This window comes from Phaeobacter sp. JH20_08 (assembly GCF_048056635.1).
Lineage (GTDB): Bacteria > Pseudomonadota > Alphaproteobacteria > Rhodobacterales > Rhodobacteraceae > Phaeobacter > Phaeobacter bryozoorum.
This window is the reverse complement of sequence record NZ_JAYMVV010000010.1, coordinates 133,710-160,431: the sequence shown is the minus strand read 5'-3', so window position 1 is coordinate 160,431 and position 26,722 is coordinate 133,710. Positions and strand designations below refer to the sequence as shown.

The 26,722-nt window shown below is 57.6% G+C and carries 23 protein-coding genes and 2 tRNA genes; 6 read left to right on the top strand and 19 right to left on the bottom strand.

Annotated elements, in window-relative coordinates:
• Positions 1-25 precede the first annotated feature (25 nt).
• The 3 genes from VWY75_RS10075 to VWY75_RS10065 are packed head-to-tail and all read left to right on the top strand — an operon-like array spanning position 26 to position 5,380.
• Positions 26-580: an ImuA family protein gene (locus tag VWY75_RS10075; protein WP_416538307.1), complete on the top strand. Its 555-nt coding sequence runs from the start codon at positions 26-28 to the stop codon at positions 578-580.
• Positions 522-2,000 (top strand): Y-family DNA polymerase, encoded by a 1,479-nt coding sequence (locus VWY75_RS10070; RefSeq protein WP_416534680.1) that lies wholly within the window; start codon positions 522-524, stop codon positions 1,998-2,000. Before VWY75_RS10075 ends, VWY75_RS10070 begins: the two co-directional genes overlap by 59 nt.
• Positions 1,997-5,380, top strand: a complete 3,384-nt coding sequence (locus tag VWY75_RS10065; protein ID WP_416538306.1) for an error-prone DNA polymerase — start codon at positions 1,997-1,999, stop codon at positions 5,378-5,380. Before VWY75_RS10070 ends, VWY75_RS10065 begins: the two co-directional genes overlap by 4 nt.
• Before the next feature lie 403 nt (positions 5,381-5,783).
• Here VWY75_RS10065 and VWY75_RS10060 read toward each other — a convergent pair.
• The 15 genes from VWY75_RS10060 to VWY75_RS09990 form a co-directional block, all read right to left on the bottom strand.
• Positions 5,784-5,858: transfer RNA gene (locus tag VWY75_RS10060), tRNA-Phe, on the bottom strand.
• A gap of 81 nt (positions 5,859-5,939) precedes the next feature.
• On the bottom strand, positions 5,940-6,122 hold the full coding sequence (locus VWY75_RS10055; RefSeq protein WP_340546477.1) for a DNA gyrase inhibitor YacG: 183 nt from the start codon (positions 6,120-6,122) through the stop codon (positions 5,940-5,942).
• Complete coding sequence (locus VWY75_RS10050; protein ID WP_416534524.1) at positions 6,119-7,141, bottom strand: ribonuclease E/G; 1,023 nt, start codon at positions 7,139-7,141, stop codon at positions 6,119-6,121. Before VWY75_RS10050 ends, VWY75_RS10055 begins: the two co-directional genes overlap by 4 nt.
• Positions 7,138-7,719 (bottom strand): Maf family protein, encoded by a 582-nt coding sequence (locus tag VWY75_RS10045; RefSeq protein WP_416538305.1) that lies wholly within the window; start codon positions 7,717-7,719, stop codon positions 7,138-7,140. Before VWY75_RS10045 ends, VWY75_RS10050 begins: the two co-directional genes overlap by 4 nt.
• A gap of 175 nt (positions 7,720-7,894) precedes the next feature.
• Positions 7,895-8,113: a translation initiation factor IF-1 gene (gene infA / locus VWY75_RS10040; protein ID WP_005978431.1), complete on the bottom strand. Its 219-nt coding sequence runs from the start codon at positions 8,111-8,113 to the stop codon at positions 7,895-7,897.
• Positions 8,114-8,197: 84 nt separating this feature from the next.
• On the bottom strand, positions 8,198-9,076 hold the full coding sequence (locus tag VWY75_RS10035) for a carbon-nitrogen hydrolase family protein (RefSeq protein ID WP_416538304.1): 879 nt from the start codon (positions 9,074-9,076) through the stop codon (positions 8,198-8,200).
• 59 nt (positions 9,077-9,135) lie between these two features.
• The gene (locus VWY75_RS10030; protein WP_416538303.1) at positions 9,136-9,726 is read right to left on the bottom strand and encodes a GNAT family N-acetyltransferase; all 591 of its coding nucleotides are present in this window, start codon (positions 9,724-9,726) and stop codon (positions 9,136-9,138) included.
• On the bottom strand, positions 9,726-10,121 hold the full coding sequence (locus tag VWY75_RS10025) for a ketosteroid isomerase-related protein (RefSeq protein WP_340546472.1): 396 nt from the start codon (positions 10,119-10,121) through the stop codon (positions 9,726-9,728). Before VWY75_RS10025 ends, VWY75_RS10030 begins: the two co-directional genes overlap by 1 nt.
• Positions 10,118-10,576: a low molecular weight phosphatase family protein gene (locus tag VWY75_RS10020; RefSeq protein ID WP_340546471.1), complete on the bottom strand. Its 459-nt coding sequence runs from the start codon at positions 10,574-10,576 to the stop codon at positions 10,118-10,120. Before VWY75_RS10020 ends, VWY75_RS10025 begins: the two co-directional genes overlap by 4 nt.
• Positions 10,577-10,579: 3 nt before the next feature.
• The gene (locus VWY75_RS10015; protein ID WP_340546470.1) at positions 10,580-11,059 is read right to left on the bottom strand and encodes a UPF0262 family protein; all 480 of its coding nucleotides are present in this window, start codon (positions 11,057-11,059) and stop codon (positions 10,580-10,582) included.
• A 158-nt stretch (positions 11,060-11,217) separates the two neighbouring features.
• Positions 11,218-12,519 carry a histidinol dehydrogenase gene (gene hisD, locus VWY75_RS10010; protein WP_416538302.1) on the bottom strand — a complete coding sequence of 434 codons (1,302 nt, stop codon included), beginning with the start codon at positions 12,517-12,519 and terminating at the stop codon, positions 11,218-11,220.
• A 69-nt stretch (positions 12,520-12,588) separates the two neighbouring features.
• A complete protein-coding gene (locus VWY75_RS10005) occupies positions 12,589-13,131 on the bottom strand; it encodes a GNAT family N-acetyltransferase (protein ID WP_416538301.1) in 543 nt (180 codons plus the stop codon).
• Positions 13,128-13,604 carry a DUF2948 family protein gene (locus VWY75_RS10000; RefSeq protein ID WP_416538300.1) on the bottom strand — a complete coding sequence of 159 codons (477 nt, stop codon included), beginning with the start codon at positions 13,602-13,604 and terminating at the stop codon, positions 13,128-13,130. Before VWY75_RS10000 ends, VWY75_RS10005 begins: the two co-directional genes overlap by 4 nt.
• Positions 13,604-14,875 (bottom strand): UDP-N-acetylglucosamine 1-carboxyvinyltransferase, encoded by a 1,272-nt coding sequence (murA, locus tag VWY75_RS09995; protein ID WP_416538299.1) that lies wholly within the window; start codon positions 14,873-14,875, stop codon positions 13,604-13,606. The genes VWY75_RS10000 and murA overlap by 1 nt, the downstream gene beginning before the upstream one ends.
• 6 nt (positions 14,876-14,881) lie before the next feature.
• Positions 14,882-15,061, bottom strand: a complete 180-nt coding sequence (locus tag VWY75_RS09990; protein ID WP_340546465.1) for a hypothetical protein — start codon at positions 15,059-15,061, stop codon at positions 14,882-14,884.
• Positions 15,062-15,146: 85 nt separating this feature from the next.
• Between VWY75_RS09990 and VWY75_RS09985 the strand changes: the two genes are divergently transcribed.
• Together VWY75_RS09985 and VWY75_RS09980 are read left to right on the top strand one after the other, a co-directional pair.
• Positions 15,147-15,221, top strand: a tRNA-Thr gene (locus VWY75_RS09985).
• Between the two features lie 1,111 nt (positions 15,222-16,332).
• A complete protein-coding gene (locus tag VWY75_RS09980; RefSeq protein ID WP_416538298.1) occupies positions 16,333-16,953 on the top strand; it encodes a hypothetical protein in 621 nt (206 codons plus the stop codon).
• Between the two features lie 27 nt (positions 16,954-16,980).
• Here the strand turns inward: VWY75_RS09980 and VWY75_RS09975 are convergent, their stop codons facing one another.
• Complete coding sequence (locus VWY75_RS09975; RefSeq protein ID WP_416538297.1) at positions 16,981-19,374, bottom strand: DUF3131 domain-containing protein; 2,394 nt, start codon at positions 19,372-19,374, stop codon at positions 16,981-16,983.
• Positions 19,375-19,703: 329 nt separating this feature from the next.
• Here VWY75_RS09975 and VWY75_RS09970 point away from each other — a divergent pair, with 329 nt between their 5' ends.
• Positions 19,704-23,114: a glycosyltransferase gene (locus tag VWY75_RS09970; RefSeq protein ID WP_416538296.1), complete on the top strand. Its 3,411-nt coding sequence runs from the start codon at positions 19,704-19,706 to the stop codon at positions 23,112-23,114.
• A gap of 174 nt (positions 23,115-23,288) precedes the next feature.
• Here the strand turns inward: VWY75_RS09970 and VWY75_RS09965 are convergent, their stop codons facing one another.
• The 3 genes from VWY75_RS09965 to VWY75_RS09955 are packed head-to-tail and all read right to left on the bottom strand — an operon-like array spanning position 23,289 to position 26,648.
• Complete coding sequence (locus VWY75_RS09965) at positions 23,289-24,605, bottom strand: ABC transporter permease (RefSeq protein WP_416538295.1); 1,317 nt, start codon at positions 24,603-24,605, stop codon at positions 23,289-23,291.
• On the bottom strand, positions 24,602-25,522 hold the full coding sequence (locus VWY75_RS09960) for an ABC transporter permease (RefSeq protein ID WP_340546460.1): 921 nt from the start codon (positions 25,520-25,522) through the stop codon (positions 24,602-24,604). Before VWY75_RS09960 ends, VWY75_RS09965 begins: the two co-directional genes overlap by 4 nt.
• A 13-nt stretch (positions 25,523-25,535) precedes the next feature.
• Complete coding sequence (locus VWY75_RS09955) at positions 25,536-26,648, bottom strand: ABC transporter ATP-binding protein (protein ID WP_340546459.1); 1,113 nt, start codon at positions 26,646-26,648, stop codon at positions 25,536-25,538.
• Between the last annotated feature and the right edge of the window lie 74 nt (positions 26,649-26,722).

Sequence of the window (26,722 nt, the reverse complement as noted above, 5' to 3'; positions counted from 1 at the left end):
CGATGTGACACGGTATAAATCGATCATGACCACTTCAACGCTCCCATATTTTCCACTCAAGCGCGGACGCGTACATGAAGTCTGCGGTCCTGGCAGTTTTGGGTTTCTTGCAGCTTTGATGGCCCAGACCTGCGGACCCACGCTTTGGATACGTGAAAGCCACCGTCCAGAATATATCAACCCTATGGGGCTAGGTGAATTTGCAGATCCCTCTCAGATGCTGGTTGCAAATGTGACGCATCAGACCGATGGGCTTGCCAGTGCCGAGGAGGCGTTGCGGGAGCGCGCTGTCGCATTGGTCGCGATCGACATCAGCAAACCTCTCAGCCTTACTGCCGGGCGGCGTCTGCAACTCGCGGCGAAGACAGGAAACAGCACCGGGCTTTGCCTTATCCCTGAAGGGATGGGCAGCAATGCCGCCGAAAGCCGCTGGCGCTGTCGACCTCTATTTCATGCACAGGACTCGACTCATTTTCACTGGAGTCTTATTAAGAACAAATCGGGAACGATTGGATCTTGGCATGTTCGATGGAATCGCACGTCGCGTCGTGTCGATATGGTTTCACCGGTTAGCGAGTGACCGGTTTCTTCGGCAGTACCCGCTGTCCGGCCCTTTTGCGCTGACCATCAAACACAGCAATGCAAATCGGCTGTATTGCCTCAATACTGAAGCCGCGCAGCAAGGCTTGCACCAGGGTATGCCCCACTCAGACGCCCGCGCATTTTGTCCAAAACTACAAACAGCCCCTGCGGATCTCTACCGGGATCAGCAATTCTTGCTGACCCTGCGCCGATGGGCCACCCGGTATTGCCCTTGGGTAGGGTTAGAAGGCCGGGACGGCCTGGTTCTTGATATCAGTGGCTCTTCTCACCTTTTTGGAGGAGAGGACAATATGTTGAGTGATATCCGCACAGGTCTGACACGGGCGGGCCTATCGGCACAGATCGGACTGGCCGACACACGCGGAGCAGCCTGGGCGCTGGCACATTTCGGCGAGGGACAGGCTGCACCAGGGGCTATGTTGCCAGCCCTTAAGGACCTTCCCGTTGCCGCTCTGCGGCTGGATGAGAAGACAACAACCGCTCTGATCAGATTGGGGCTGCGCAAAATCGGGGATCTTGCGACAACGCCCCGTGCCCCGCTGACACGCCGTTTTGGACCAAACGTAGTGATGAGGCTGGATCAGGCCTTAGGGCAGCAAGTTGAAGAAATCACACCTTTGGCCGCACCGCCCCATTACGGTGTCCGCATGACATTGCCAGAGCCTATCGGCCTGATAGATGATGTCATGGCTGGCACGAAAAGACTGCTGACAAGACTCTGTGCAACCTTGAAAACCCATGAGATGGGCGCCCGTGTGTTTGTCGTAACACTGCGGCGAGTGGATCAGGGACACCAAGAAGTGGAATTGCGTCTGGCCCGCCCCTTGCGCGATCCACTCCGGATTCTCCCCCTGTTCGAAAAGGGACTGTCTGAAATTGACGCTGGCTTTGGCATAGATCAGCTGCGTCTCGAAGCGACACAGACCGAGGCTCTGCCCGCGCAGCAGATGACTCACGTTGCCACTGACAGCGACGACCGGCTGGACGATCTGATTACGCGGCTCGGGACACGGATCGGTCTTGAAAACATTCAGCGTTTTCTTCCCGCCGACAGCCATATTCCGGAACGTAGCTTCATTACATCACCTGCGGCCTATTCAACCGCCGCCAGCGGTTGGGTTTGCAGGAACCCACGCCCACTCTGCCTGTTTCACCCAGAACCGATTGCAGGGGGCGGATCTTATCCGCCGACCCATTTCCGCTGGCGACGCATGTCATTGACCACAGGCAGGGCCACCGGACCGGAGCGCATCACCCCCGAATGGTGGTTTGATGACGACAACTGGCGGTCTGGCTTGCGTGATTATTGGCGGGTGGAAACCACGCAGGGGCGACGGCTCTGGCTGTTTTATACGCCTCAGAACCCCGGCTGGTACGTGCAGGGGGAATTCGCATGATTGAGGTCAACCACAAGCATCGGCAGGTTGAGGTGTATCAGAAAGATCTGCCGGATCGACGACTGCAAAAGCAAGATTATGCCGAACTGTGTGTCACCACAAATTTCACCTTCCTGACCGGGGCCTCCCATCCCGAAGAACTGGTTGCGCGAGCTGCCGAATTGGGACTGTCAGCGCTGGCAATAACAGATCACAACTCGCTTGCGGGGGTTGTCCGGGCCTGGAGTGCGTTAAAGGAGCTGACACGGGAAACGCAGGATGCCTTGAAAATCCGGTCCCACCAGCGGATCGATTCCTCCTCTCGGCAAGAGGTAGGCCACGCATCTGCCATTCCCAAGCCGATAGCACCGGTCCTTCCCAAGTTGATTGTGGGATGCCGTCTCATCTTGCAGGACAGCGCAGTGGATTGGCTGGCCCTACCATGCAACCGAACCGCCTATAGTAAGTTGGCAAGATTGCTCACCCTCGGGAAACGGCGTGCGGAAAAAGGTAAATGTATTCTCTACACTGAAGACGTCATCAATGCCTGCCAAGCCATGATCCTGATCGCCTTGCCAAAGGGATCATTGAACGATGCTGTCCTGGATATTCAACGAATGGGGCGGCAGTTTCCGCACCATGTCTTCTTGGGGGCCGCGCCGCGCTATGATGGAAGCGATCAGGCTTATCTCGCGGCCTGCGCCCAGACAGCGCAAAAAACATGCGCTCCAATGGTGGCGATCGGAGATGTCCTGATGCACCGTGCCAATCGCAGGCAGCTTGCTGATGTTTTGACCTGCATGCGCGAGAATATCACCATCGATGATATCGGCACCCGCGCCTTGCCAAATGGAGAACGTCGGCTCAAAGCGGGCGCCGATATGGCACGTATATTTCGTGATCACCCTGCAGCGCTCCGCCGCACGTTGGAGATTGCCAATAGATGTAATTTTGATCTGGGTGAACTCTCCTATGAATACCCACATGAAGAGGCGGACGGTGAAACAGCACAGGCCCGTTTGGAACGCCTGGTTCAGGAAGGCTTGAAACGTCGCTACCCAGATGGTCCTCCGGACAGGGCAATTCAGCTGATGGAGAAAGAGCTTTCTGTTGTCAACGAACTGGAGTTTTCAGCCTATTTTCTGACCGTTCATGACATCGTGCAATTTGCCAAATCCAAGGGGATCCTCTGCCAGGGACGCGGGTCTGCCGCCAATTCAATCCTTTGCTATCTCTTGGGCATTACGGATGTCAGCCCCGATATGATTGCGATGGTTTTTGAGCGTTTCGTGTCAAAGCATCGGGGAGAGCCACCGGATATCGACGTTGATTTCGAACACGAACGGCGTGAAGAAATCATCCAGTGGATTTATCAGAAATACGGTCGCCATCGTGCTGGGCTTTGCGCAACCGTCATCCACTTTCGCACGCGCGCTGCCATTCGCGAGGTCGGCAAGGTTATGGGCCTCAGCCAGGATGTAACTGCAGGCCTGTCCGGACAGATATGGGGCATGAGCAATGGCAATGTGGATCTGGATCGCATTCGTGAACTTGGGCTCAATCTAGAAGACCGCCGCCTGATACAGACGATACAACGGATCGGCGAGATCATCGGCTTTCCACGTCATCTTTCTCAACATGTGGGCGGGTTTGTCATCACCAGTGGACGGCTGGACGAACTTGCCCCGATTGAGAATGCCGCAATGGAAGATCGTACCGTCATCTGCTGGGACAAGGATGATATTGATGCCCTGCGCATTCTGAAAGTAGATGTGCTGGGATTGGGTATGCTAACCTGCATTAAAAAAGCCTTTGCCTTGATGCAGCAACACGAGAACATAACGCACAGCATCGCAACCGTCCCCCAAAAAGATGAGGCGACCTACGATATGCTCTGTGCCGCAGATGCGGTGGGGGTCTTTCAGGTAGAAAGCCGGGCACAGATGAATTTCCTGCCCCGGATGCGGCCCCGCAAATTCTACGATCTGGTTATCGAAGTCGCGATCGTCCGCCCGGGTCCGATACAGGGAGATATGGTGAAACCTTATATTCGCAGGCGAAACGGTTTGGAAAACCCGGATCCCTTCGGACCTGCTCTGGAACAGGTAACCAAGCGCACAATGGGCGTGCCTCTGTTTCAGGAGCAGGCTTTGCAGATCGCTGTTGTCGGTGCGGGTTTTTCCGCAGAAGAAGCTGACCACCTGCGCCGTTCTCTTGCCTCCTTTAGGCGCATGGGAACAATTGGAAAGTATCGCGACAAATTCATCGCTGGAATGCTGAGGAACGGCTATAGCCAAGACATTGCCGAACGGTGCTTCGGACAGATAGAAGGCTTTGCGGACTATGGATTTCCCGAAAGCCACGCTGCAGCCTTTGCCATGCTGGCCTATGTCTCAGCTTGGCTGAAATGTCACCACCCGGCAATTTTTGCCTGTGCCTTGCTCAATTCTCAGCCGATGGGCTTTTATGCTCCAGCACAGATCATCCGGGATCTACGTGATCATGGTATCGAAGTCCGGCCGATCTGTGTAAACTGCTCCGAATGGGACAACACGCTTGAACGCCGCCCGGATGGAACATTGGCCCTGCGTCTAGGGTTTCGTCAGATCAAAGGTTTCAAGGAAGACGACGCAGGCTGGATCATTGCTGCGCGCGGAAACGGGTATATAGATCCTGAGCACCTCTGGCTGCGCGCGGGGCTTGCCCCTGCAGCCCTGGAGCGTCTGGCTGAGGCGGATGCCTTCTCGTCTATGGGGGTCCCGCGCCGAGAGGCGCTCTGGCAAGTAAAATCAATCCGAACTCCTGCACAGCTTCCGCTGTTCAACGATCAGTTCGACGGAGAAGCCATCACCGAGCCGGACGTCATGCTGCCGCGGATGCATCTGGGGGAAGAAGTCGTCGAAGACTATGTCTCAATGCGCCTGAGCTTACGCGCGCATCCGATGGAACTTCTGCGTCCGGCTCTACCCGGCCTGATCTGCCACGACCAGCTGATAACCGCGCCATTACAGCCAGTCTGCGTATGCGGCCTGGTCATTACGAGGCAACGACCGGGCACCGCTTCAGGCGTGATATTTCTGACCCTTGAGGATGAGACCGGCGTTTGCAATGTGGTGGTTTGGAACAGGATATACGAACGTTTTCGCCGCACTGTCATGGGGGGGAGATTGTTGCGCGTAACAGGCTACCTTCAACGAGAAGGTGCTGTGGTGCATGTCATCGCCCAGAATATCGAGGACGAATCTGCGAGGCTATCGGAGCTAGGCCACCCGCTAGACAGTGCAATTCAATCCGAGGGGCCACGTGCGGACGACACCCCGAAACGCACCCGATATCCAGCCCGCGCAATGCATCCAAGGGATCAAGCCAAGAGGCTCTTTCCAAGCCGGGACTTTCATTGAACCGCAGTATCGCCTTTTCTACCACAACTGATGCGTTTCGGCTTTCCAACACCCTATTACTTTGCGACCAGCTGAGAGCTATCGACGTCAGTGCGCATCGAAGTACAAAAGGTATCTCGAAGTACATCGAGCATGGCCCATCTGACGATTGGGACGCCGTGCAAGCGAAAGTAACGAGCGCGATGTCTTTGTCGCTTTTCACGGAGTTCAGTGACGATGACATCCAAGCGCTAGAGAAGCTATTCAAGAAGGAGAGTGACTCGGATTGATTTTGCTTGCGAGGCGTGCGCACGACTAACGACGATCAAGAAGATGCAGGAGCGGCAGTTGGCACCCAGCTAGCCAGCAGATTGGTAGGAGCGTAGCGCATCTCAACTTAAATCATTGATTTATACTTATACAATGGTGCCCGGGGGCGGAATCGAACCACCGACACGAGGATTTTCAATCCACTGCTCTACCCCTGAGCTACCCGGGCACGGGAAGGCTTATCGCCTTGGGTGTGGGCCTTCTATGACGTGGGCGTGACCGTGTCCAGAGGCTTTTTCAAAGAAAATCGCTAATGTTTGGTTTCTCGGTGTTTTTCGACTTCTTCCAAAGCGTTTTCAATATCTTCCGGGTCCGCGCTGGGGGTCGCATAGGCGCCGTTGAACCACTTCGCAAGGTCAATATCCGCGCAGCGGCGTGAACAGAAGGGACGATAATCGCTGGAGGTTTCTCCGTCACAGATCGGACAGCTCATGCAAGCACCTCCGCCAGCGGAATACGGCCTCGCTTACGTTGCAGTTCAAAGTGGCCAAGCGTGGTCCAGCCAACCAGAACGGTGTCTTCGCTGTCATTGCGAAAACTGGCCCGCAACGCGGTTTCAAAAGCGCGACGATCTTTCTTGGGCATAGGAGCCGGATCAATAACGATCTGCCCGCCGAGACCGCGCAACCGCAGCGCCCGGGCCAGGGATTTTGCGCAGGCCATATTGGCTTTCACGCCAGCTGCAAGCGATGTGTCGCTGCCAGTGTTTACGTCGACAGCGATTAGCGCGCGGGTCTGTTCGATAAAAAGAAAGGCACCCCCGCTGAGAGGTTCGCGAATGCCCTGAACCGTTTCCAGTGCATCCAATACGCCAAGACGTTCAAATCCACCGGGATCGCGCTCGATATCTGCCGGATCGGTCCAGTCACGCCATGCAAGAAGATGCGGGGTGTCCCCCTCCGCCAATACTTCTGGTCCGCTACCGGAATCCTCCATGACCTGGGAGGCCAGCGCCACCATGGCGAGGACATCTTCTTCAATCTCCTCCCCGTCAGCGCCATGACAGGCGGAACGCAGGATCAGGCCATAGCCGTGATCCCCCATTGCATCGTGGGCGATTTCCAAAAGGCGGTCCCGCTCATCCTCGTCGCGGATCGAGCGGGAAATATTAAGGCCAGGAGCCTCAGGCGTGACGATCGCGTAGCGGCTCTTGAACAGGAGCTTTTGGGAGACTGGCAAGGCCTTGCCAGCTTCGGCGTATCCTGTCAGCTGCACCAGCAACTCCTGACCGGGCGCCAACCCCTTGACCTGACGCAAAAAAGCAGGCCCGTCCGGTGTGGTCAGGAACATTCCGCCCTGCCCCTTGACGGGGCGATCTGCTCGGGCCCGGTAAATCGTGCCCGGTGTCGGTGCGTCGCTGTCAATCAGCAGATCCTCAAGCTGGCCATCCACCATGAGCGCCGCGGCCTCGCGACCATCGATATGGTCGAGCACAATTGTCCGTCCCTTCATGCTGCTGTCTCCTTACTCTGTGTCCAGCCTGCGCCGCGCAACAGGGCGGCGGTTTCGGCCAATGGCAGACCGACGATTCCAGTGAAGGATCCGTTGATCCAAGGGATCAACGCTCCTGCTGGGCCTTGAATTGCATAGGCGCCCGCCTTGCCCTCCCAATCACCGGTCGCAAGATAGGCATTCAGATCCTCATCCGAGAGGCGTTTCATCTTCACGGCACTGACAACATCACGCGCCCAAATGCGATCGCCGCGGCGCACCGCAACCGAGGTAATCACCTGATGACGGCGTCCAGAAAGCGCCAGAAGAAATTCCGCAGCTTCCCCGGCGTCGGACGGTTTTCCCATGATCCTGCGCCCCAACGCTACTGTGGTGTCCGCACAGAGAACCACATCCTCTGGATTGGCAACGATCGCCTCGGCTTTCTGCCGGGCAATACGCGCGCAATAAAGACGCGGCAATTCTCCCTTCTTGGGAGTCTCATCAATATCGGGTGGGCAGACCGCATCCGGGGTGATTCCCAGCTGAGCCAGCAGTTCCAATCGACGCGGGCTGCCTGATCCCAGAATGAATGCCATGTCCGGACCTCTTGTTCGTGTTTGTCACCCGCGGGCGAAAGCCGCCAGGCATTTCAGACTTGTCTTACTGGCTCTGCCGGACCGGGGAAAGCCCAACCCAGCACGCTGCGAGCTGCACCCAAAACAAAAGCCCGGCTCGAAGGCCGGGCTTTGTTCATATGAGGGATCGCCACGCTTACTTGAAGCGGTAGTTGATCCGTCCCTTGGTCAGGTCGTATGGGGTCATTTCAACCTGTACCTTGTCGCCAGCCAGAACACGGATGCGGTTCTTGCGCATCTTGCCTGCCGTATGTGCGATGATCTCATGGCCGTTTTCCAGCTCGACCCGAAACGTCGCATTGGGCAGGAGTTCCTTCACGACACCGGGAAATTCGAGCGTATCTTCCTTGGCCATGTTATCTCCATAATTGCGGTATCCCGCGAGTCTGCGGGACGTGCGCTTAAATGAGCGCTTTTTCCCAGATTTTCAAGGGCGCAATCACCGCAGCTGACATATTGTGACCGATTTCTCAGGTTCTGCCCTTTCGTCCCAATGCGTGCGGTTGCGTACAACGCCATTGCGGCGCACATGGGCAATCGCCTCAAGATCAATGTCGGCATAGGTCCAGCCCGGCTTGTTCAATATCCCCTCGGCCAAGACACCAGTCGCGGGGAAGCCGGTATCAGGCGGTCCAAATATGCCACCCGTTCCGGTATTCTGATCCACGGCCTCTGACCATTCCGCAGGGCCTACGATAGACGACATCACCGAGACGCACTGATTTTCGAGCGCGCGGGCCATGGCGCCGATGCGGACCCGCCAATAGCCCGCCAGTGCCTCCGTGCAGGACGGCACCAACAATAGATCCACATCTGCAAGCGCCCGTCCCAAAAGCGGAAATTCACTATCGTAGCAGATGAGGATGCCGATCTTGCCCAGTTCGGTGTCAAACACTTTGAGTGGGCCGCCACCGACCACCTCCCATGGATCACGCTCAAACATGGTCATGATCTGCTTGTCTTGAACGCCCTTCCTGCCGTTCGGGGCATATAGGGTCGCACGATTAACCGGACGATCCCGGCCATCAAATACGGGCGCCGATGCCCCAAGAATATGCACTCCGAATTGCGCGGCGAGACGCAGGTGCAAGGCATCGACTTCAGGCATCCGGCTGGAAACCGCATGTAGGGATTGTTCCAGATTTCCGGCAACCTCGGCACCATCGAGCGTGGACAGCTCCATCGCGCCATATTCGGGAAACACCAGCAGCTCTGCTCCCTGTTCAGCCGCTTCTTCTACCCAATGGGTGATTTTGGCATCATATTCGGACCAGTCATCAAACCAATCGAGCCGATAGGCAGCAGTGGCGATTTTCATGAGATTTTCCTGTCGTTTGACATCGAACGGCTGAGAAGAGCTGAGCTGCACGAGACCGCTCAGGTCAAGCTGCGTGACCAGAATTGAAGCGGTTTTCGGGTTTCCTCCACATCTCCCACGTCACGCCACGAAAAACGAGCCATCACACCCGGCATGGGGGAGTAACCCCGTTTGTGCCAGAAACTGTGTAGATCATGGTACACCTCGGGCCTGGCGGGATGGTCGCCCGGACGTTGAACGCTGCAAAACGCGGATACGCAAAAGCCGAGATTTCGGGCATGGGCCTCCCGCACATCAAAGAAACTGTGCCCAAGCCCGCGCCCGCGATACTGTGGCAACAGCACGGATTCGGCGCAGTAGAAAACATCCGTCAGCGCCAAGCCGGTTCCGTCGAACGCAGCGGCAAAATCCTCTGCGTGATCCGCGAGAGGTGCGCCGGTCGAAGCACCAACAAGCGCCCCGCCATCCCATGCCCCAATTACGATAGACCGGTCGCTGTCCAGATAGCTTTGCAGATAACTGCGTTCGTAGGCCAAATCGCCATCATAGAGATAAGGCCAATCGCGAAAGACAGCTATGCGAAGGCGGGCGATGTCATCAATCGCTTCAGCCAAGGCCGCGCCACGCAAAACCTCCAATTGAAGGTCCATCAGCCAGAGACCTGCGCCGTCCAATCCGCCAGGTTGTAATATGTCGTCACGCGGATGATCTTGCCGTCCTTCAGATCGAAGAACGACCCGGCGGGAAGGCGGTAGCTTTGCCGATGCGCTTCGGGCAGACCTGCATCGGTTTCGAGGTAGACGCCGTTCACGATGTATTCGGCAGCCGCCCGGGTACCGTCTTCATTATCGAAAATCACCATATCGGTGAGGTTTTCGTCGTAGCAGCGGCTCATATGGGCGCAAAACTCGGCAAACAACGCCTTACCGGTGCGGATTTTGCCTTCGTTCACGTGGTGGGCCACGTCATCGGAAAGACACGACAGCATGGCTTCGGTATCTTTGGCGTTGAATGCTTCAAAATATCGGGTGACGGTGCGGTTCATTTTGTCTCCAACGGGTTGCCCCAGCGCTCAGTCAGGCGCTGGATGATCTGGGATCGGGTTTGCCTGTAGCTATCTAGCTTGGCATCCCGGGTTTCCCCCAGTCCAGTTGGGTCCATAATTGGCCAATATTCGACATCGAGGTGAAAAAACCGGGTGAGTTCCAGGGCCCGTCTCTGGCTGGCAGGCGACAAAGCCACGACCAGATCAAAAGACGACAGGTCGTCGCCCCATTGCTCCATTTCGTCAAACGACCGCGAGCGATGACGCGACAATTCAACGCCGATCTCCTGGCAGACCGCGATGCAGAAACCGTCGATTTCCATATCATTCTTGACACCGACCGACTGCACATAGGTGCCAGAGCCATAAAATTGCTTCATGATCCCCTCGGCCATAGGGGAACGGACCGCGTTGTGGTCACAGCAGAACAAAATCGACTGTGGCAACTCGCTCACGCTTCAGCCCCCAAAATGCAGAACGCAAATCAGCGTGAAGAGGCGGCGCGCCGTATCCGTATCAATCTCGGCCTTCCCTTCCAGACGTTCCTGAAGAACGCGGCTGCCTTCGTTATGGATACCTCGGCGGGCCATGTCGATCGTCTCGATCTGACTGGGCGGCAGGGTCTTAACAGCTGTGAAATAGCTCTCGCAGATCTGATAGTAGTCTTTGACGACCTGACGGAACGGCGACAGTGACAGATGGAATTCCGCCGCTTTCTCCCCGGCTTCGGACGCCACATCAAACACCAACCGCTTATCCCGGATCGCAAGACCTAGATGATAGGGACCTTCTGGCACCTCGCGCTCGCCGCGAGCAGGTAGGGCAAAGCTGTTGTCCTCGATCAGGTCGAAAATGGCGACCCGGCGCTCCTGCTCAATCTCGGGCGTCGGTGGCGGCAAGTTACTGTCATCAAGGTCAATTTGGCTGATGCGGCTCATGGGTCAGATCTCTGTGCGCGGGTCATACAGATAACTGACTAGCCGATGGCCGCTGCAACGGCAATCCGCGGGGCACGATGTGCCGCAAGGATGTGTCTCTTGGGACAGTCTCGCATCTGAAGGCCGCCCCGCAATTCGTCACGGCCTTCTCCGTTGCATTACCGATTCAACCGATCCAGCCGGGCGCGGATAGACAGACCATGGGCCTGCAGGCTTTCGCTTTTCGCAAGTGTCTCGGCCGCAGGTCCGATAGCCCGCAGCGCCTCAGGCGTGATCTCACTCAGCGTCGTGCGCTTCAGGAAATCCATGACTGACAGGCCAGATGAGAACCGTGCAGATCGCGCCGTTGGCAACACGTGGTTCGGTCCGCCGATATAATCACCGATGGCTTCGGGCGTATATTGGCCAAGGAAGATCGCCCCGGCATGAATGGTCTTTTCGCTGAGCGCGCGCGGATCAGCAACACAGAGTTCAAGATGCTCGGGCGCGATGCGGTTCGAAAGCCGCGCTGCCTCTGCAAGATCCGGCACGGTAATCACGGCACCATAGTCGCGCCAGCTGGGGCCAGCGATGGCGGCACGCTCCAACGTCTTCAATCGTTGCTCGACCGCTTCCGCCACGGCCCGCCCAAATCCTTCATCATCGGTGATCAGGATCGACTGCGCACTTTCGTCATGCTCAGCCTGACTCAGCAGATCCAGCGCGATCCAGTCTGGGTCGTTGTCCTTGTCCGCAATCACTAGGATCTCGGACGGCCCTGCAATCATGTCGATGCCTACCTTCCCGAAAACACGCCGTTTTGCCGCAGCAACAAATGCGTTTCCGGGGCCGGTGATTTTGTCGACAGGGGCGATGCTCTCGGTTCCATAGGCAAGGGCCGCAATCGCCTGCGCACCACCGATACGGTATATTTCATCGACGCCCGCCAACCGCGCCGCCAGCAGAACCAACGGGTTGATCTGCCCATCCGGCGTCGGAACCACAACCGCGAGCCGTTCAACACCGGCAACCTTCGCCGGAACCGCATTCATCAGCACAGAGGACGGATAACTCGCCAGCCCCCCCGGCACATAAAGACCTGCGGCCGATACCGCCGACCAGCGCCACCCCAATGACGCGCCAGTATCATCCTGCCACGCATCATCCGCAGGCATCTGCCGTGCGTGATAGGCGCGAATTCGATCGACCGCCAGCTCAAGCGCTGCACGTTCCTCGCCAGAGACCGCCTGCACAGCCGCGTCAATTTCGGCGTCAGAGATTCGCAGCTGATCGGCTGTCAGCTGCAACCGGTCGAATTTTGCGGTCAGCTCAATCAGCGCGGCATCGCCACGGGCGCGGACATCTGCGATAATATCGGCAACCACAGCATCCACATCGGGACTGTCTTCACGTTTCGCGCCCAGAAGCGCGGTAAAGGCCTTTTCGAAATCAGCGTCGGACGCGTTTAGAAAAACGGGCATCATGGCTCTCCTTTGCGCCTGCAATATAGCCCCCAGCCCTCAGTCTCAAGATGATTGCTTGCGTTGATGTCAGCGCAGCACCCGCCGCGCCAGTTGCGATATCATGTCCGGCGGCAGAGTATCATCCAGCGGACATAGCATCAGCACATCATGTCGGGGCTCACTTCCCAACATCACCGAACGGGGGCGAAGACCGAATGGGCGAAAACCGGCCTGCTGATAGAGCCTTTGCGCTTTCTTGTTTTCCTGATCCACGCAAAGCTCGACCTGGGTCAATCCAATCTCGCGCGCGTGACCCAGAACTTGCGTCAATAGGGCTCGGGCCATCCCCTGACCTTGATAGGCACGTGAGATATAGAAAGGCCCCAGATCGGCGGTATGGGAAATGCGTGACAATCCCCCCTGCCGTAGCACGGCAAAACCCACCAACCGTTCCTCGGCAAACGCGCCCCAATAGGCGCCGCTCTCGAAGCCGCTGATCAGAGCCGCATCCGGAATGCTGTCGGCTTCTTCCACGGTCATCAGAAATGACGCAGGAAACTCTGTCAGCCCCTCGCGCCACAGGGCACGAAGATCCGCAAGATCAGCCTTGACCAGTCGGCGCAACATCATGTCTCGTGCTGCGGTGCCCGACCCGATGGTGCCTGATAGGGACGCGTCACATCGCGCAAGGTCACCTCAATCGCCTCGACAGCCAGACGGATGGCCCCATCACCGGCAAGCGTCAGGACAATATGCCCGTCACCGTCGGTACCGGGCTCAAAACTCAGCGATAGGAGAGACAGGATAAGATCGCGCTCTTTGCGATCCACCCGTTGCGACGCTACAGACAGCACCTGATCGACCACCAGTACACTCTGCACCCGTTCATAAGGGCGTCCGCGCCTTTCAGCGGCGTCCTTGTCCTCCCAGCGGAACCGGTTCAGCAGCAGGGCAAAACGCCGTTCGGTCGGGCGCCAGCTGATTTCCGTCACCGGAAACACCGCATCCTGTGCGAGCGAGGCGATGACCTGCAGATCGTCGGGACCCAGGGCACCAAGATTCAGCGGCGCTTCGCGCCCATCGTCGAAACTGGCATCTGACATCACTGCTCCTGGATCCGTTCGATCTTGGCACCGACCGACGACAACTTCCGCACCACATGCTCGTAGCCGCGGTCCAGATGATAGACCCGACTAACCTTGGTTTCACCCTCTGCCGCGAGGCCGGCAAGGATCAGGGAAACCGAGGCACGCAGATCGGTGGCCATCACCGGTGCTCCTTTCAGTTTTTCGACGCCGGTCACGGTAGCATGGCCACCATGCACGTCGATCTTCGCGCCCATGCGCATCAGCTCCGGCGCATGCATAAACCTGTTCTCAAAGATCTTCTCTTCCAGAACGCTGGTTCCCTCGGCCGTGCACATCAGGGCCATCATCTGCGCCTGAAGATCGGTCGGAAAACCGGGGAACGGTTCGGTCACGACATCCACGGCCTGAACGCGGTTACTGCCGCGGCGCACGGTCAGGCTGTTCTCATTCTCGGTGATCTCGACGCCGGCGGCCTCCAACTTATCACAGAACGCCTCGATCAAGGACCGTTTTCCGCCGAGCAGCTCAACCTCACCACCGCAGATCGCTGGCGCCAGCATGTAGGTGCCCAGCTCAATCCGGTCGGTAACAACCGGATGGGTGGCGCCGTGCAGACGATCCACGCCCTGAATTGTGATCGTCGAGGTGCCTTCACCTTCGATCTGAGCACCCATCTTGCGCAAGCACTGCGCCAGGTCGACGATTTCAGGCTCCCGCGCCGCGTTGTTGATCACGGTGGTGCCTTTGGCCAAAGTCGCGGCCATCAGGGCATTTTCGGTCGCGCCGACTGAAACCAAGGGGAAATCGATAGTGCCACCTTTCAAGCCGCCCATCGGCGCCTTGGCATGGACGTAACCGTCTTTCAGTTCCAGCTCTGCCCCCAGCGCTTCCAGCGCTTTCAGGTGCAGATCTACCGGACGCGCCCCAATGGCACAGCCACCAGGCAGCGAGACAACCGCATGACCATCGCGTGCCAACATTGGCCCCAGAACCAGAATCGACGCCCGCATTTTACGCACGATATCGTAGTCTGCGGTATGATTGTCGATGTCATGGCTGGACATTGCCAGCACTTGGCCATCCTGCAGCGTCGACACCTCGGCTCCCAGCGACTGCAACAAGGTCGTCATGGTGCGAATATCCGAAAGTCGCGGCGCATTTGTCAGCGTCAGCGGCTCCTCGCTCAGCATGGTTGCCGGCATCAGCGTGAGACAGGCGTTTTTTGCACCCGCGATGGGAATCTGCCCCTTGAGCGGGCCATTCCCAGTCACCAAAATCGAATCCATCTGCCCTTACTCCTTGGAACTGCCTGTTGAGAGGTCGTCGGCCCTGCGTTCGATACTGTCGTCTTTCACCGCACGCGCCTTGGCCTGAGCCTTCCGACGGCCCATATTCGCCTTCAATGCGGCCTTCAACCGATCTTCGCGTGTGGGCGCTGACCCGCCGCTTTTTACTGTTTTCTTCTCTGCCATAGATCTTCTGTACCGGAGTGTGAAAAAACCGTCCAGAATGCTCTTGCACCCCACTTCGTTTATGCCTAAAAGCCCCCTCACCGGCGCTGCTGTAGCTCAGAGGTAGAGCACTCCCTTGGTAAGGGAGAGGTCGAGAGTTCAATTCTCTCCAGCAGCACCAGTTTCCAGAACATCGCAATTTTATATGCTTAACAGCATATCTGAAGCCGCCATTCTCGGCCGCTACCCCCTCCGTATGCAGGGATCTTTCGCGATTGCAGAGCTTCTCCCACAGATTGTCCGCCGATAGCCCACCGGTCGAGCACAACGTCCCTCGAGACCGAATCGATCCTGAGCATTCGAACTCCGATTCGTTGCCATTGCAGCAACAACGCCGACCGCTGCTTGAGACTGTCAGCGGTTAACCGCCGTTGAATCAAATTGTCTACAGATTGCGATGCGCGAATCACTCTGGTTAAGGCTGATTTTAATTTTCAGCCGTCATTCTCATTGCCAAGGACCGCAATCCCGCGAGCTAAGCGGGGCGCGGCACCGCAGCAGCACCCGGAACAGGAGGGTTGAATGACAAATCAAGTGCAACACGACCGCCCGCCGACCAGGACAAGGCCGGGCATCGTGCCGGCTGGTGCCAAGCGGTATGGGGTCGATCCAGTCTGTTTGGACCAAAGTGAAAAATGCGGGCCAAGGCTACGGTTTTTCAACCGACAGCTCGCAGGGCAGATCATACAGGCAAGCGTCCAACTTTCCCGGGTCCTCCCCACAGTCAGCGCGTGCAGAGACAGCGTGTTTTCGTTGAGACACAGCTTGAGCGATCTATCGCATCTAGCCGAGCCGACGTTGGCGCTCTGCCTCAGGCCGCGCTGGAAACGACGATGGTGCCGCGCCGCGACTCCAAACTCATAAAAAAATCAAGTGGCCGCCAAAATCGATACTGCCTGAAATCCGCTTATCCATTGGAAGGTTCCCGCCAAAACCGGTGGGCTCACTTTGAGTACGACACCGTATCTGGTGTATCCGCTTTGCTTCAGTCGTGAGGCGCTGCGGAACGGGACCAACGAAATGGACGCGTCATCGTTTTGCACCCCTGCTGGGAACGCCAGTTCGCGGGCCACCACACGACACCAATAACTGCCGACAGGGCAATACCGAACCCGGCCGCCTGGAACGCATCGACATGCAGTCGGTGCGCCGGGTGAGCTGTCCCAAAACCAGCGTGCTGATCTACCTATCAGCCGCGATAGCACGAGGCTGCCCTCGACAAGGAACACGTCATGTCGACGATCTGGAACTCTATTATTCGAAAAACTGCAGTGGCTGCCGCTACACTGACCATGATGAGCGTTTCTGCCGGAATGCTCCCGGCGCAAAGCATCAACAACAATATCAAGAGTCAGCTGGACGAATTCGTCAAACGTGGCACCGAGGTGAGATTCGAAGGGTATCTTACCGGCTACAGCTATTGGGATAACACTCCCCCCGGCAGTGCCGCCATTGCGCGCCCGGTCCTGCGGCGCCAGGCCGGCGGAACCGGCACTTATAATGACCCAATTACCATCGCGGTGGGACATGCCATTCGGCGCGGGCGCCAGACGTTGGACTTCCCGGCAGGCACACGGTTTTACATCGAGCGCCTGCGCAAATACGCAATCGTAGAAGATGTATGTGGCGACGGGCACCAGCCACAAAATGGTCCCTGCCATACCGGCAAGAATGGCCGCCCCTGGCTCGACATTTACATCGGGGGCAAGCGAAACTCTGTCCGCGACACCGAACGCTGCATGAACCGATTGACAGGGATGCAGCCCATCCGCCTCAACCCACGGCGCGGCTATCCGGTTGCACAGGGCGAAATCTCGGCCAGCGGCTGTCAGGTCTTTGGCCCGGTGAGTTAACTTGGTCGCGATCCAATTCGCTAACCCCTAGCGGGCGCGGCGCTTCAGATGCGCAAGCGCCTGCAGGACGATACCATTGGTGTTAAGGTCAGCATGGTTTGCCATTTGCCCATAGCCGTCAAGAAACAGGCCACTGCTCATGCCAAAACCATCAATTCGGGCGCGGCTCTGTGCGGTTTCCAGCATCTTCAGGCTGAACGCGCATGGCCGCACCGCATACCACAGATAAGCCGCTTTGGTTGAAAAGATCCCGTAGGGGCTGGTCGCCACAGGCTCAAAGAGCACATCGCGCCCCTTTCGATAACTGACATTCCATCGCGTTTCATGGCCAAGATCGAACCCCTGATAGACAAACCAGGGCGCTGTATCGATTGGGGTCTCTGATGGCGCCAGCAGTTGCCCGGTCTGATCATAGTGATGCTTCATCGCCCCAAGGAAGATATCGGTGAGGACCGCGCATTCCGCCGAGGGTCCCAACTCGACATATTCCAGCAGCAGCGGTTCGGTGGGCAGAATACCAATCTGATCCACCGTATAGAGTAGACTGACCGTTCTGTCGGCGACGGTATCCCCGACGAAGGCCTCCCGATAAGGAGATCGCGTATCAGGCTGACCCAGCAACGGCAGAATACGCGTCTGATAGTGGGCGCAATGCGACAGATACGACGACTGGATGCGTGTCTTCAGAATATTCTTCAGCACACCACCCTGCATAAGGCCCGCAATTTCCCATTTCTTCATTAGCTGAGACGACGCCTCCGCAAGCGCCGCATGTTTCGCGGCCCGGGTCACCGCACTGCTCAGGCGTGCAAAATCACAGGCATCAAAGCCGCGGCGTTCGATAGACGCATCCCGCACATTGATCAGCGTAGGCGGATAGGCCATGTCCCCGTCAGTGATCACCGGCAGGGACGCCATGATCTTCTTGATGCGGCGATAGATCTTGTCAGCGGGCGCCAGATCCAGATCAATTGCGGCGAGCAGCCCCAGTATCAGGCTGCCGACATCCCACATCGTGATTTCATAGTTGTTGAAAGACTTACCGTTAATCTGCTTCCTGACAGTCAGCGCCAACCCGGTGGCGCTCATCTCTGCCTGTTCCAGATAGCTGTAGGCCAGTTGGGCGTCGGCCATCATGGCCTCATCAAACACAGGCGACTCCGGCGCCAAATCAGTACTGCGCAGTGCCTCTCGCGCCTCCAGCAGCAACTCATGCGCCGGGTCAACAATTCCTGTAGGATAATTAAGGCAGATCCCATTCGCGGCCGGAATCTTGGCGGCGAGCTTGCCAACAGCGTCAACCTTATGAACGAAGACAGCATCCGGATGCCGCACGTCTCCCCGCTGCGGCGCAACCTCATCGGCAAGGAAGAGCGGGCCTTCCACCGGTTCGCCGTCAGGCCCCAGGCCCGGCGCTCCCAGACGACGCTGCTCCCCGTCACGGGTCTCCAACAACAAAGCACCATCCGCGCGACGCTCCCCGCCGCGCACCAGAGTCACACAGTCGACGCCGAGACGTGCCCGCGCCTGGCCCAGTAACGCGTCATAGCCTGCCCCACTCTCAGGGAACTCGGGCAGAATGACATAGTGCCGGGAGTGGTTTGGCAGGAAAGCACAACACCGTTTGTAGAGTTCTCGCGGCAGGACCGACAGAAGATACCCTGAAAGACGCGCGCGATTGACACTCGCGGCGATACGTTGACCGACCTCATAAGCGCGTGCCGGATCAATCGGCAGTTCCGCCACATCAATGGCCAGCACCGTCCCGTCCCCCAATTGGGAGAAAAGCCCGGATGTCATCTTCTGCTGGGCTGATCTCAGATCAAGACGCGCCTTGAGCGGTAACATCAGAACTGCGGCCGGCCCAAGCAGCGCCTCGCGTTCGGCATCAGCAACCGCATCGTATATCACGGTCGTGCACCCTCCGGTCCGCAAGCCATCCTGCCTCAGGTCGCCCTCCATGCCATTTGTGGATACGGTCGAAAAATGCGCAGGCTGGGCCGCCGCCGCCATCGACCCCGGCAAAAGCCGATCAATCTGTGATCGCAGGCTCCAGAGTGCTCGTGCCTTGAAATATCCCGTCTTCTGCATGAGATCGCGCGTGGCAGGGACAATCTCGACGAATGTCCGGTTTTTGGATGCCGTGTCACTCAGCATCGACAAGACCGGATGAACGGCATCCGGGCTGTGTCTGGCGAAGTCATCGAACTCAACTTCAACCGCCAAAGCAACGCCTTGCGACAGGAACGCAAAGATCAGCGAGCCAAGTGCGTTCTCGGGCAGGGATGGATGCACACCTGTCAGCAGTATGGAAAACGCCCGAATTCCCTCTGCGTGATCTGTCTGCGCTTCAGCCGGCCATGCTGCACCTATCAGGCCACCTGAGGCCAACCCCAGAAACTCCCGACGTTTCCACCGCATTACCCTGTCCAACTTTCTGGTTTCGGCGCTGTTTACCATAACTTGAACGAGCCGCGATGCCCATCTTGAATTATCGTTAGGACTTTGTTAAAAACTTAATTAGCGGACGCGGAATCGAAATGGTTCGCGCGAAAGCACGACTGGCGAAAATCGCCTGCCCCCCAAACGAGTAATTGAAAAAGTAACACGTTATTTGAACGGGTTGGCATGTGATGTACACGACGACTGATAATCGGCCGACGCCAGGGCCAAAGAAAAGCAGAGCTAAGGCTCCTGCTGCTTCAACGCGTCGTCACAAGACATTTCCGACTGAGATTCTGCCGGCCGAGATGGCTCTCTCGACCGACGCGGAGAAGCAGATCTTCAAAGCTGGCAACGCAACCCGGCCGTTTCTGGCGGTCCTGTTGTTTGTGATTGCGCTCGCCCTGGCGGCGGCGATGATCATTGCCGTGACACAGAATGTGATCACCGAGTTCAAATTGGCGCGACCATTGTTTCAGAACAGCGCGCCTGCGGATAACATCAGCCAAGATTGGCGCCGTTTCCTGCCGCAGAGTGACAATCTGGAAGGCGATGGGGGCAATGATCAGCTCGACCGCGATTACGCCAGCGCGGATATTGCGGGCGGCAGTTCCTGCGAAACCCAAACAGGCACGGCACGCAGTGCGAGCAATAACCCCTCGAAAGTATACGCTTTTGTCACGGCGGACCTCGAAGACGTTTCCAACTCCGTCCAGCGGACCTGCAACACGATCAATGTGTTTGTCCCCGAATGGCTGATCATCAGCGACAAAGGTGTCGACTGGTTGCAGTCCGGCAATCAGGATTTTAGTACGCCCTATGTCGTGCGGACCAACCCTTTTGGCGATAGTCCGATCCAGCCGCTGATCCATGTGCAGGCCAGCGCGCTCAGCAGCGAGGCGTCTGGTCACTGGTCTAATACCGCAGCGCTTGCGGCGCGGCAGGGATGGTCCGGTCTGTGTTTTGATATGCGCCGGCTTGAGGTGCAAAACCTGCAAAAGGCTCTAATCCATCTCGATGGTGTGAAAGGGGACTTCGCGGCAGCAAACTTGGAAACCTGTGCAGTTATCGCGCCAGACCAGATCGAAACCCTTGGCTATGGCAGCGCATTGCCCGAGCGGGTGATCCTGCCCGCCATTCAGAACAGCTACCGTCTCGGGATCTACGAAGAATCGCCAGCTCCGCTTGATTGGTTCCAGTCCGTTCTCGAACGTGCGCGCACCACTATCCCTCAGGATAAACTGGTGATTGGTCTCGCGGCTGGTGGTGTGCACTGGACCACTGGCACGAGTGCGCCGGAGTTTATCAGCTATGCAGATGCAATGTCCCAGGCCGACCAATATGGCGCCTTCGCGGGCTATGCACCCGAAAAAGGTCATGGGCTGATCTCCTATATGGACGCTGGTGGCGAGCGAAACATGATCTGGTATCTGGATGCCGTAAGCCACTACAGCCAGTTGCTGAGTGTCGCAGAAGCTGGCATCGACGGTGTTGCGATCTGGGGGCTGGGGCAAGAGGATCCCTCCATTTGGCCTCTGCTCGCCCAGGAAGATATCCTGTCGGACGAAGCCTTTGCCACATTGCGTGATATCGATCTGAACAGCTTTGTCTCGTATCGTGGCACCGGCCCATTTCTGCGGTTCAGCGAAACCGAAGTCGTCGGCCGTCGCCACGTGACCCGCGATTCCGAAACGCTCATGGTCACCGATGCGATCACCGATCCGCTGCCCTTGCCGGTCATCGCGGACCGCTACGGGGTCTTGCCAGACAAATCCATTCTCCTGACCTTTGATGACGGGCCGTCGCAGGACCACACGCAGGAGATCCTCGATATCCTGAATGCCGCCAACGTCCCTGCGACGTTCTTCATGGTCGGCAATCAGATGTTTGAGCAAAAGAACGTCGTCAACGCACTCGCCGAAGCCGAATTCGACTTCGGGCTGCACACCTTCTCTCACCCGCAGCTCAATCGCGCCTCCCCTGCGCGGGTGCAGGTTGAACTGGCTTTGCAGTCAAGGATCTTTTCCTGGCTGACCGGCCGCACACCAGTTGTTTTCCGCGCGCCCTATATGCGTGGTCCCGGACCGCTGGAGGGCGATCTGGCGAGGCGGCTGAAGACCATTATCGATCAACGTTATCACCTCCTGGGTGCCGATATCGTGCCACCGGATTGGCGCAGCCTGAGCCCGAAGCAACTGGTAGACTACACTCTGGGAGCCTTGGACGGCAGCGGTCAGGTGCTGCTCATGCACGATGGCGGAGGTCCGCGCAGCAGTACCATCAGCGCCCTACGCCTGTTGCTGCCCGAGCTGAAAGCGCGCGGCTATCAGTTTCTGACGCTAGAACAGGCAATGGCCGGGTTTGGAAGCCCCTACGAGACGCGGCAGGTCGCCAGCCTTGAACCCTTCGAAGCGCTGGCCTTTACAGGTGTGGGCAACAGCGCCACGTGGGTGGCATTTGTGGTTCCATTTGCAGTGCTTCTCGGGGTCATCCGCGCTCTTGTCCTGTTTATAATGGCGATCCGGTCCCGCCGTGCGGACCGCACGGATCTACGCCACCGGACAGGTGATTTTTCCGCCCCGGTGACGGTGGTGATCCCAGCCTATAACGAAGAGAATAGCATCCTGAAGACGATCTACAGCGTGCTGGAGTCAGACTACCCCAACCTATCAGTGCTGGTGGTGGATGACGGGTCGACGGACTCCACCTATGAGCTGGTGACAAAGACTTACAAAGGCAACCCGAAGGTACAGATCCTGCGTCAGCCCAATGGCGGCAAGTGGAAAGCATCCAATCTCGCCTTCTCGCATGTCACCACCGACTTTGTCGTTGCGATTGATGCCGATACCATCGTCGCGCCGGATGCTATCCGCCGTCTGATGCAGCCCTTGCGCAACCCCAACGTTGGTGCAGTGGCTGGCAAAATCATGGTCGGCAACTCTAACAACCTTCTGACAAAGCTGGAAAAGCTTGAGTATACGGTCGCCCAGAACATCGACCGCCGCGCCTATGAAACGATCAATGCGATCATGGTTGTACCCGGTGCATTTGGCGCCTGGCGAACCGACGCTGTGCGCAAATGTGGCTACTACAGCAGCCAGACGCTGGCAGAAGACACCGATCTGACCATCTCACTCCTCGAAAAGGGGTATGAGGTCCGTGCCGCGGAGCGTGCATATGCCTACACCGAGGCGCCCGCATCCGTCGGAACGCTGATGAAACAGCGGATGCGCTGGTCGATCGGGATCCTGCAATCCGCATGGAAACATCGCGGCACCATCCGTCAGGGCCATGCTGTCGGCTTGGTCGGGCTTACGGATCTGGTTGTCTTCGGAGTGATCATGCCGCTTCTTGGCCCGATCATCGACCTGTTGCTGGTGCTCATGTTGGTGCGGTTCGTGTCCAGCTTTGACGGCACCAACTTTGACGCCTTCACCGTTCGTGATTATGCCGTGCTCGCCATTTTCCTTGCGCTACCGCTGCTTGAAATGATCATGGCTGATTATGCCGTACGGTCCGAGCCATCGACCCCGCGTGCCATGGTGCTGCTGTTGCTGTTGAACCGCTTCATTTATCGCCAATTGCTGATCATCAATGTCTATCGCTCGCTGTGGCGGATCCTGACAGGGCGGTTGACGGGGTGGCACAAACTACGTCGATTTGGATCCGTTCAGGCGCCGGTCCGGCCAACAGTTGCAGCCCGGGCGCATCTCAGCTGACCTGCGGACCGCATGACAACCGGCCTGCGGGATCGGGCAAATCGCGGCCTACCCCGCTCACGGGCTCGAGGAACCAGATTGATCTGTCACCAGCCTGGACTGGTCTGGCATGAAATAAGCCCTGCCCAAGAGAGAACCTTGGGCAGGGCTTTGTCGTTTTACACGCAGAGTTGCTCAGTTGCCGTCAGACGTGCTTTCACCCGAGAGCGCATTGGGATCGAACGCGCCACCGAAGGCGGAGTTTCCGCCGCTTGCCGGTGCCGAGCTTTCGTCTTCGCCTTCAGGGGCAGCGCTGTCTCCGCCACCCAGAGCATTGGGGTCAAATACCCCGCCAAACCCAGAGCTATTACCACCGCTGCCAGATGGCTCAGATGTTGGGTCTCCGGCATCAGAGCTCCCGTTTTCGGCTTCTTCAGCTGCTCGGCGAGCAGCGTCTTCGGCACGGCGCTGACGCAATTGCTGAATACGCAGCTCGGTTTCCAGCCGTTTCTGCTCCTTCACTTCGGCGATACATTGGGCTGGGCTGTAAACAGTCGCCGTGCCGACAATCACAATGGTGAAGCAGGCAACCCCAACTAGCCCAACAGCCGCCCAGTTCGAACTGAGGAACCCCGGCAGCCGAAGTCGGCCACTTTCCAGCTCTTCTACCGTCGCGTCCTTGCGGGCCGCCGCGACCAACTCACGCCGACGGATTGTTGCCTCGTTGAACAGCGCCGCAAAAACCGTCAGCACAACGATGATAAATGCCAGAGCAGAGATCGCCGGAGTGATACCGTAGCGCACCTTTTGCGCCAGTTCGATTGTCAGGGTCGGGTATTCGCCGAAGGTGAAAGTAGTGGTGTTGTAGTTCTCAAAACTAGCAAGGAAGGCAAGAACCGCCGCCGACGCAATTGCCGGTTTCATGAATGGCAACAGAACCTTGCGGAACGCCTGCGCATGGGTCGCCCCGAGGTCAAGCGCCGCCTCAGTCAGCGCGATGTCGTAACGCTGCAGACGCGCCACCAGCACCAGCATACAATAGCTGGCGATGAAGGTGGATTGGCCGATGATGGTCAAGAACAGCCCATTGGACAGGAAACTATCCGCCCCCAGACCAACCATACGGTTGATACGATCCCAGAACACCAGCGTCGAAATACCGATCACCACGCCCGGTATCAGGATCGGTGCGATGATGACGGTGTAATAGGTCGCCCGGAGCTTCGGCCAGATCTGCGTTAGCATCAAAGCGCCCGCCAGACCCATTGCCACCGACAGCACCACCGTGCCCGCGCCCACCAGAATAGAATTCCAGATGCCATTCAGAATGCGCTCGTCCTGGAACAGGGCAGAGAACCATTCGAATGTCAGGCACTCCCATGGCGTGGCTTGCGGAAAGCCCGGCGAGTTGAAGGCGGTGACCGACATGATCACCAGCGGCCCCAGAAGATAGGCGAAGAATATCGCCAGATAGAACCAGACGCTCAGGCGCAGAAAGGAGAAATTCTTCATTTGCCGATATCTCCCATATTCACCTTGAACAGGCGCATGACGGCCAGAACCAACAGGATACAGGTCACAAGCAGTACCACCGCATAGGCAGCACCCTGCGGCCAGTCGGAGTTGTCATTGAACTGCTGGTAGATCAACTGCGTGAACCACAAGGACGAGGGGCCACCCAGGATCTGCGGCGCCGCCAGAGCGCCCGCCGAGAGCATGAACACCATGGTGCACCCCGAGCTGATACCTGGTTTGGCATAGGGGATTACAACGCGTTGGTGGATCTTGGCCCAGCTGGCCCCCATGTCTCGAGCGGCCTCGATCTGGTTGCGATCCAGGCTTTCGATCACGTTATAGATCGGAAAGATCATCAACAGGATGTAGGCATAGCCAAGCCCTGCATAGAGCGCGATATCATTGCGAATGAAATCAAACGGCGTATCGAAAACCCCCATCCCGACGAGGGCCGTGTTCAGAACACCGCTTTCCCCGAAAATGATGCGCAGGGCAAAGGCCCGCAGGATTTCATTGATCCAATAGGGGATGATCAGCATCAGGGCAAAAATACGGATGTGATTGCCCTTGGTCTGCGCGAGATAATAGGCGATCGGATAGCAAAGGATCAGGTTGAACACCGTGACACAGACCGCAGCGACGAGCGTGCGGAAGAATACCCGCAGATCAACTGCATTGTAGTCTTGGCTACCGCCCTCGGGGCCAAAGACCAGATATTTGTAGTTCTCCAGCGTATAGACGTCCTTCGGCCCGCCGATCTCTGGTGGAGGCAGGTTCGGTCGGAATGAAAAGTCGAGCATCGACAGCTGCGGCAGAATGATGAGGCCGATAGTCCAAAACAGGACGAGACCAAGCATCAACGAACCCAGTCCGTAGCCGTTGCGATTAAAGAATTCCCTTAGGAATCTTGGCATGATCTGGCCCTCCTTATTCTGCGGCCAGCTCACCCGCGGGCACGACGACGGCATTCTTCGTCTCGTATTCCAGGGTGATGTTTTGACCTGTGTGATCGTCGAATGACTGACCAAGGTTCGGGATGGAAACCTTCAGCTCCTTACCGCCGTCTCCCTCCATGAAGATGTTGAAGGCATTGCCTTCAAATTCCTCGTGGTTGACCTTGGCGGTCACAAAATGATCACCGGTGGCCCCTTGCGGCGCCAAGGCAAAAGCTTCGGGGCGAATAAACATCATCGCATCATCGCCCTCTTTCATCTTCCCCTGATTGGCAGAAGATATCCGCGCGACAAGATTACCGGACCGGTTCGTCGCTATGAGCGCTTCATTCCCCATTACCCGCTTCACCTTGCCGCGGAACACGTTGTTCTCCCCGACAAAGGATGCGGCAAAGGCCGTTGCAGGATCGTTATAGACCGCCTTGCCGTTGCCGATCTGGTCGATCACGCCGGCGCGCATGACGGCGATATTGTCGGACATGGTCAGCGCCTCGCCCTGATCGTGGGTGATATAGATAAACGTAATGCCGACCCGCTGCTGAATTTCGCGCAGCTCGGTCCGCATGTGCTGACGCAACTTCAGATCAAGTGCCGACAGCGGTTCATCCAGCAGGAGCACATCCGGCTCAGCGCAGAGCGCGCGCGCGATGGCAACCCGCTGACGCTGACCGCCAGACAGTTCCGACGGCAGTTTGTCCCCCTGCCCCGGCAGTGCAATCATGTCCAGAAGCTCATCCGCGCGCTTGCGCCGATCCTTTGCCGACGCGCCGTTGATCTCCATGGAGAAGGTGATGTTTTCCCAAACCTTCATCAGCGGGAACAGCGCAAGGTTCTGAAAGATCAGCGCGGTCGGGCGCTTGTTCGGGCCAATCCCGCGCATGTTGTTGCCGCCAATCAAGACGTTCCCTTCGCTTGGCTCCAGGAAACCGGAAACCGCGCGCAAGATTGTCGTCTTGCCACAGCCAGACGGGCCCAGGAACGAAAAGAAATCGCCTCCGTTGATTTTGACATTTGCGTCGCGCACGGCGACGAAATCTCCAAAGCGGATCCAGAGGTTTTCAAGATCTACGCCTACCCCAGCACTCATGTGGCCTCTCCCTCGGTGCAACCGTCCGTTCGGAGGCGAACCCCCGGCCGATGCAGATAGCATCCGGTTGATGA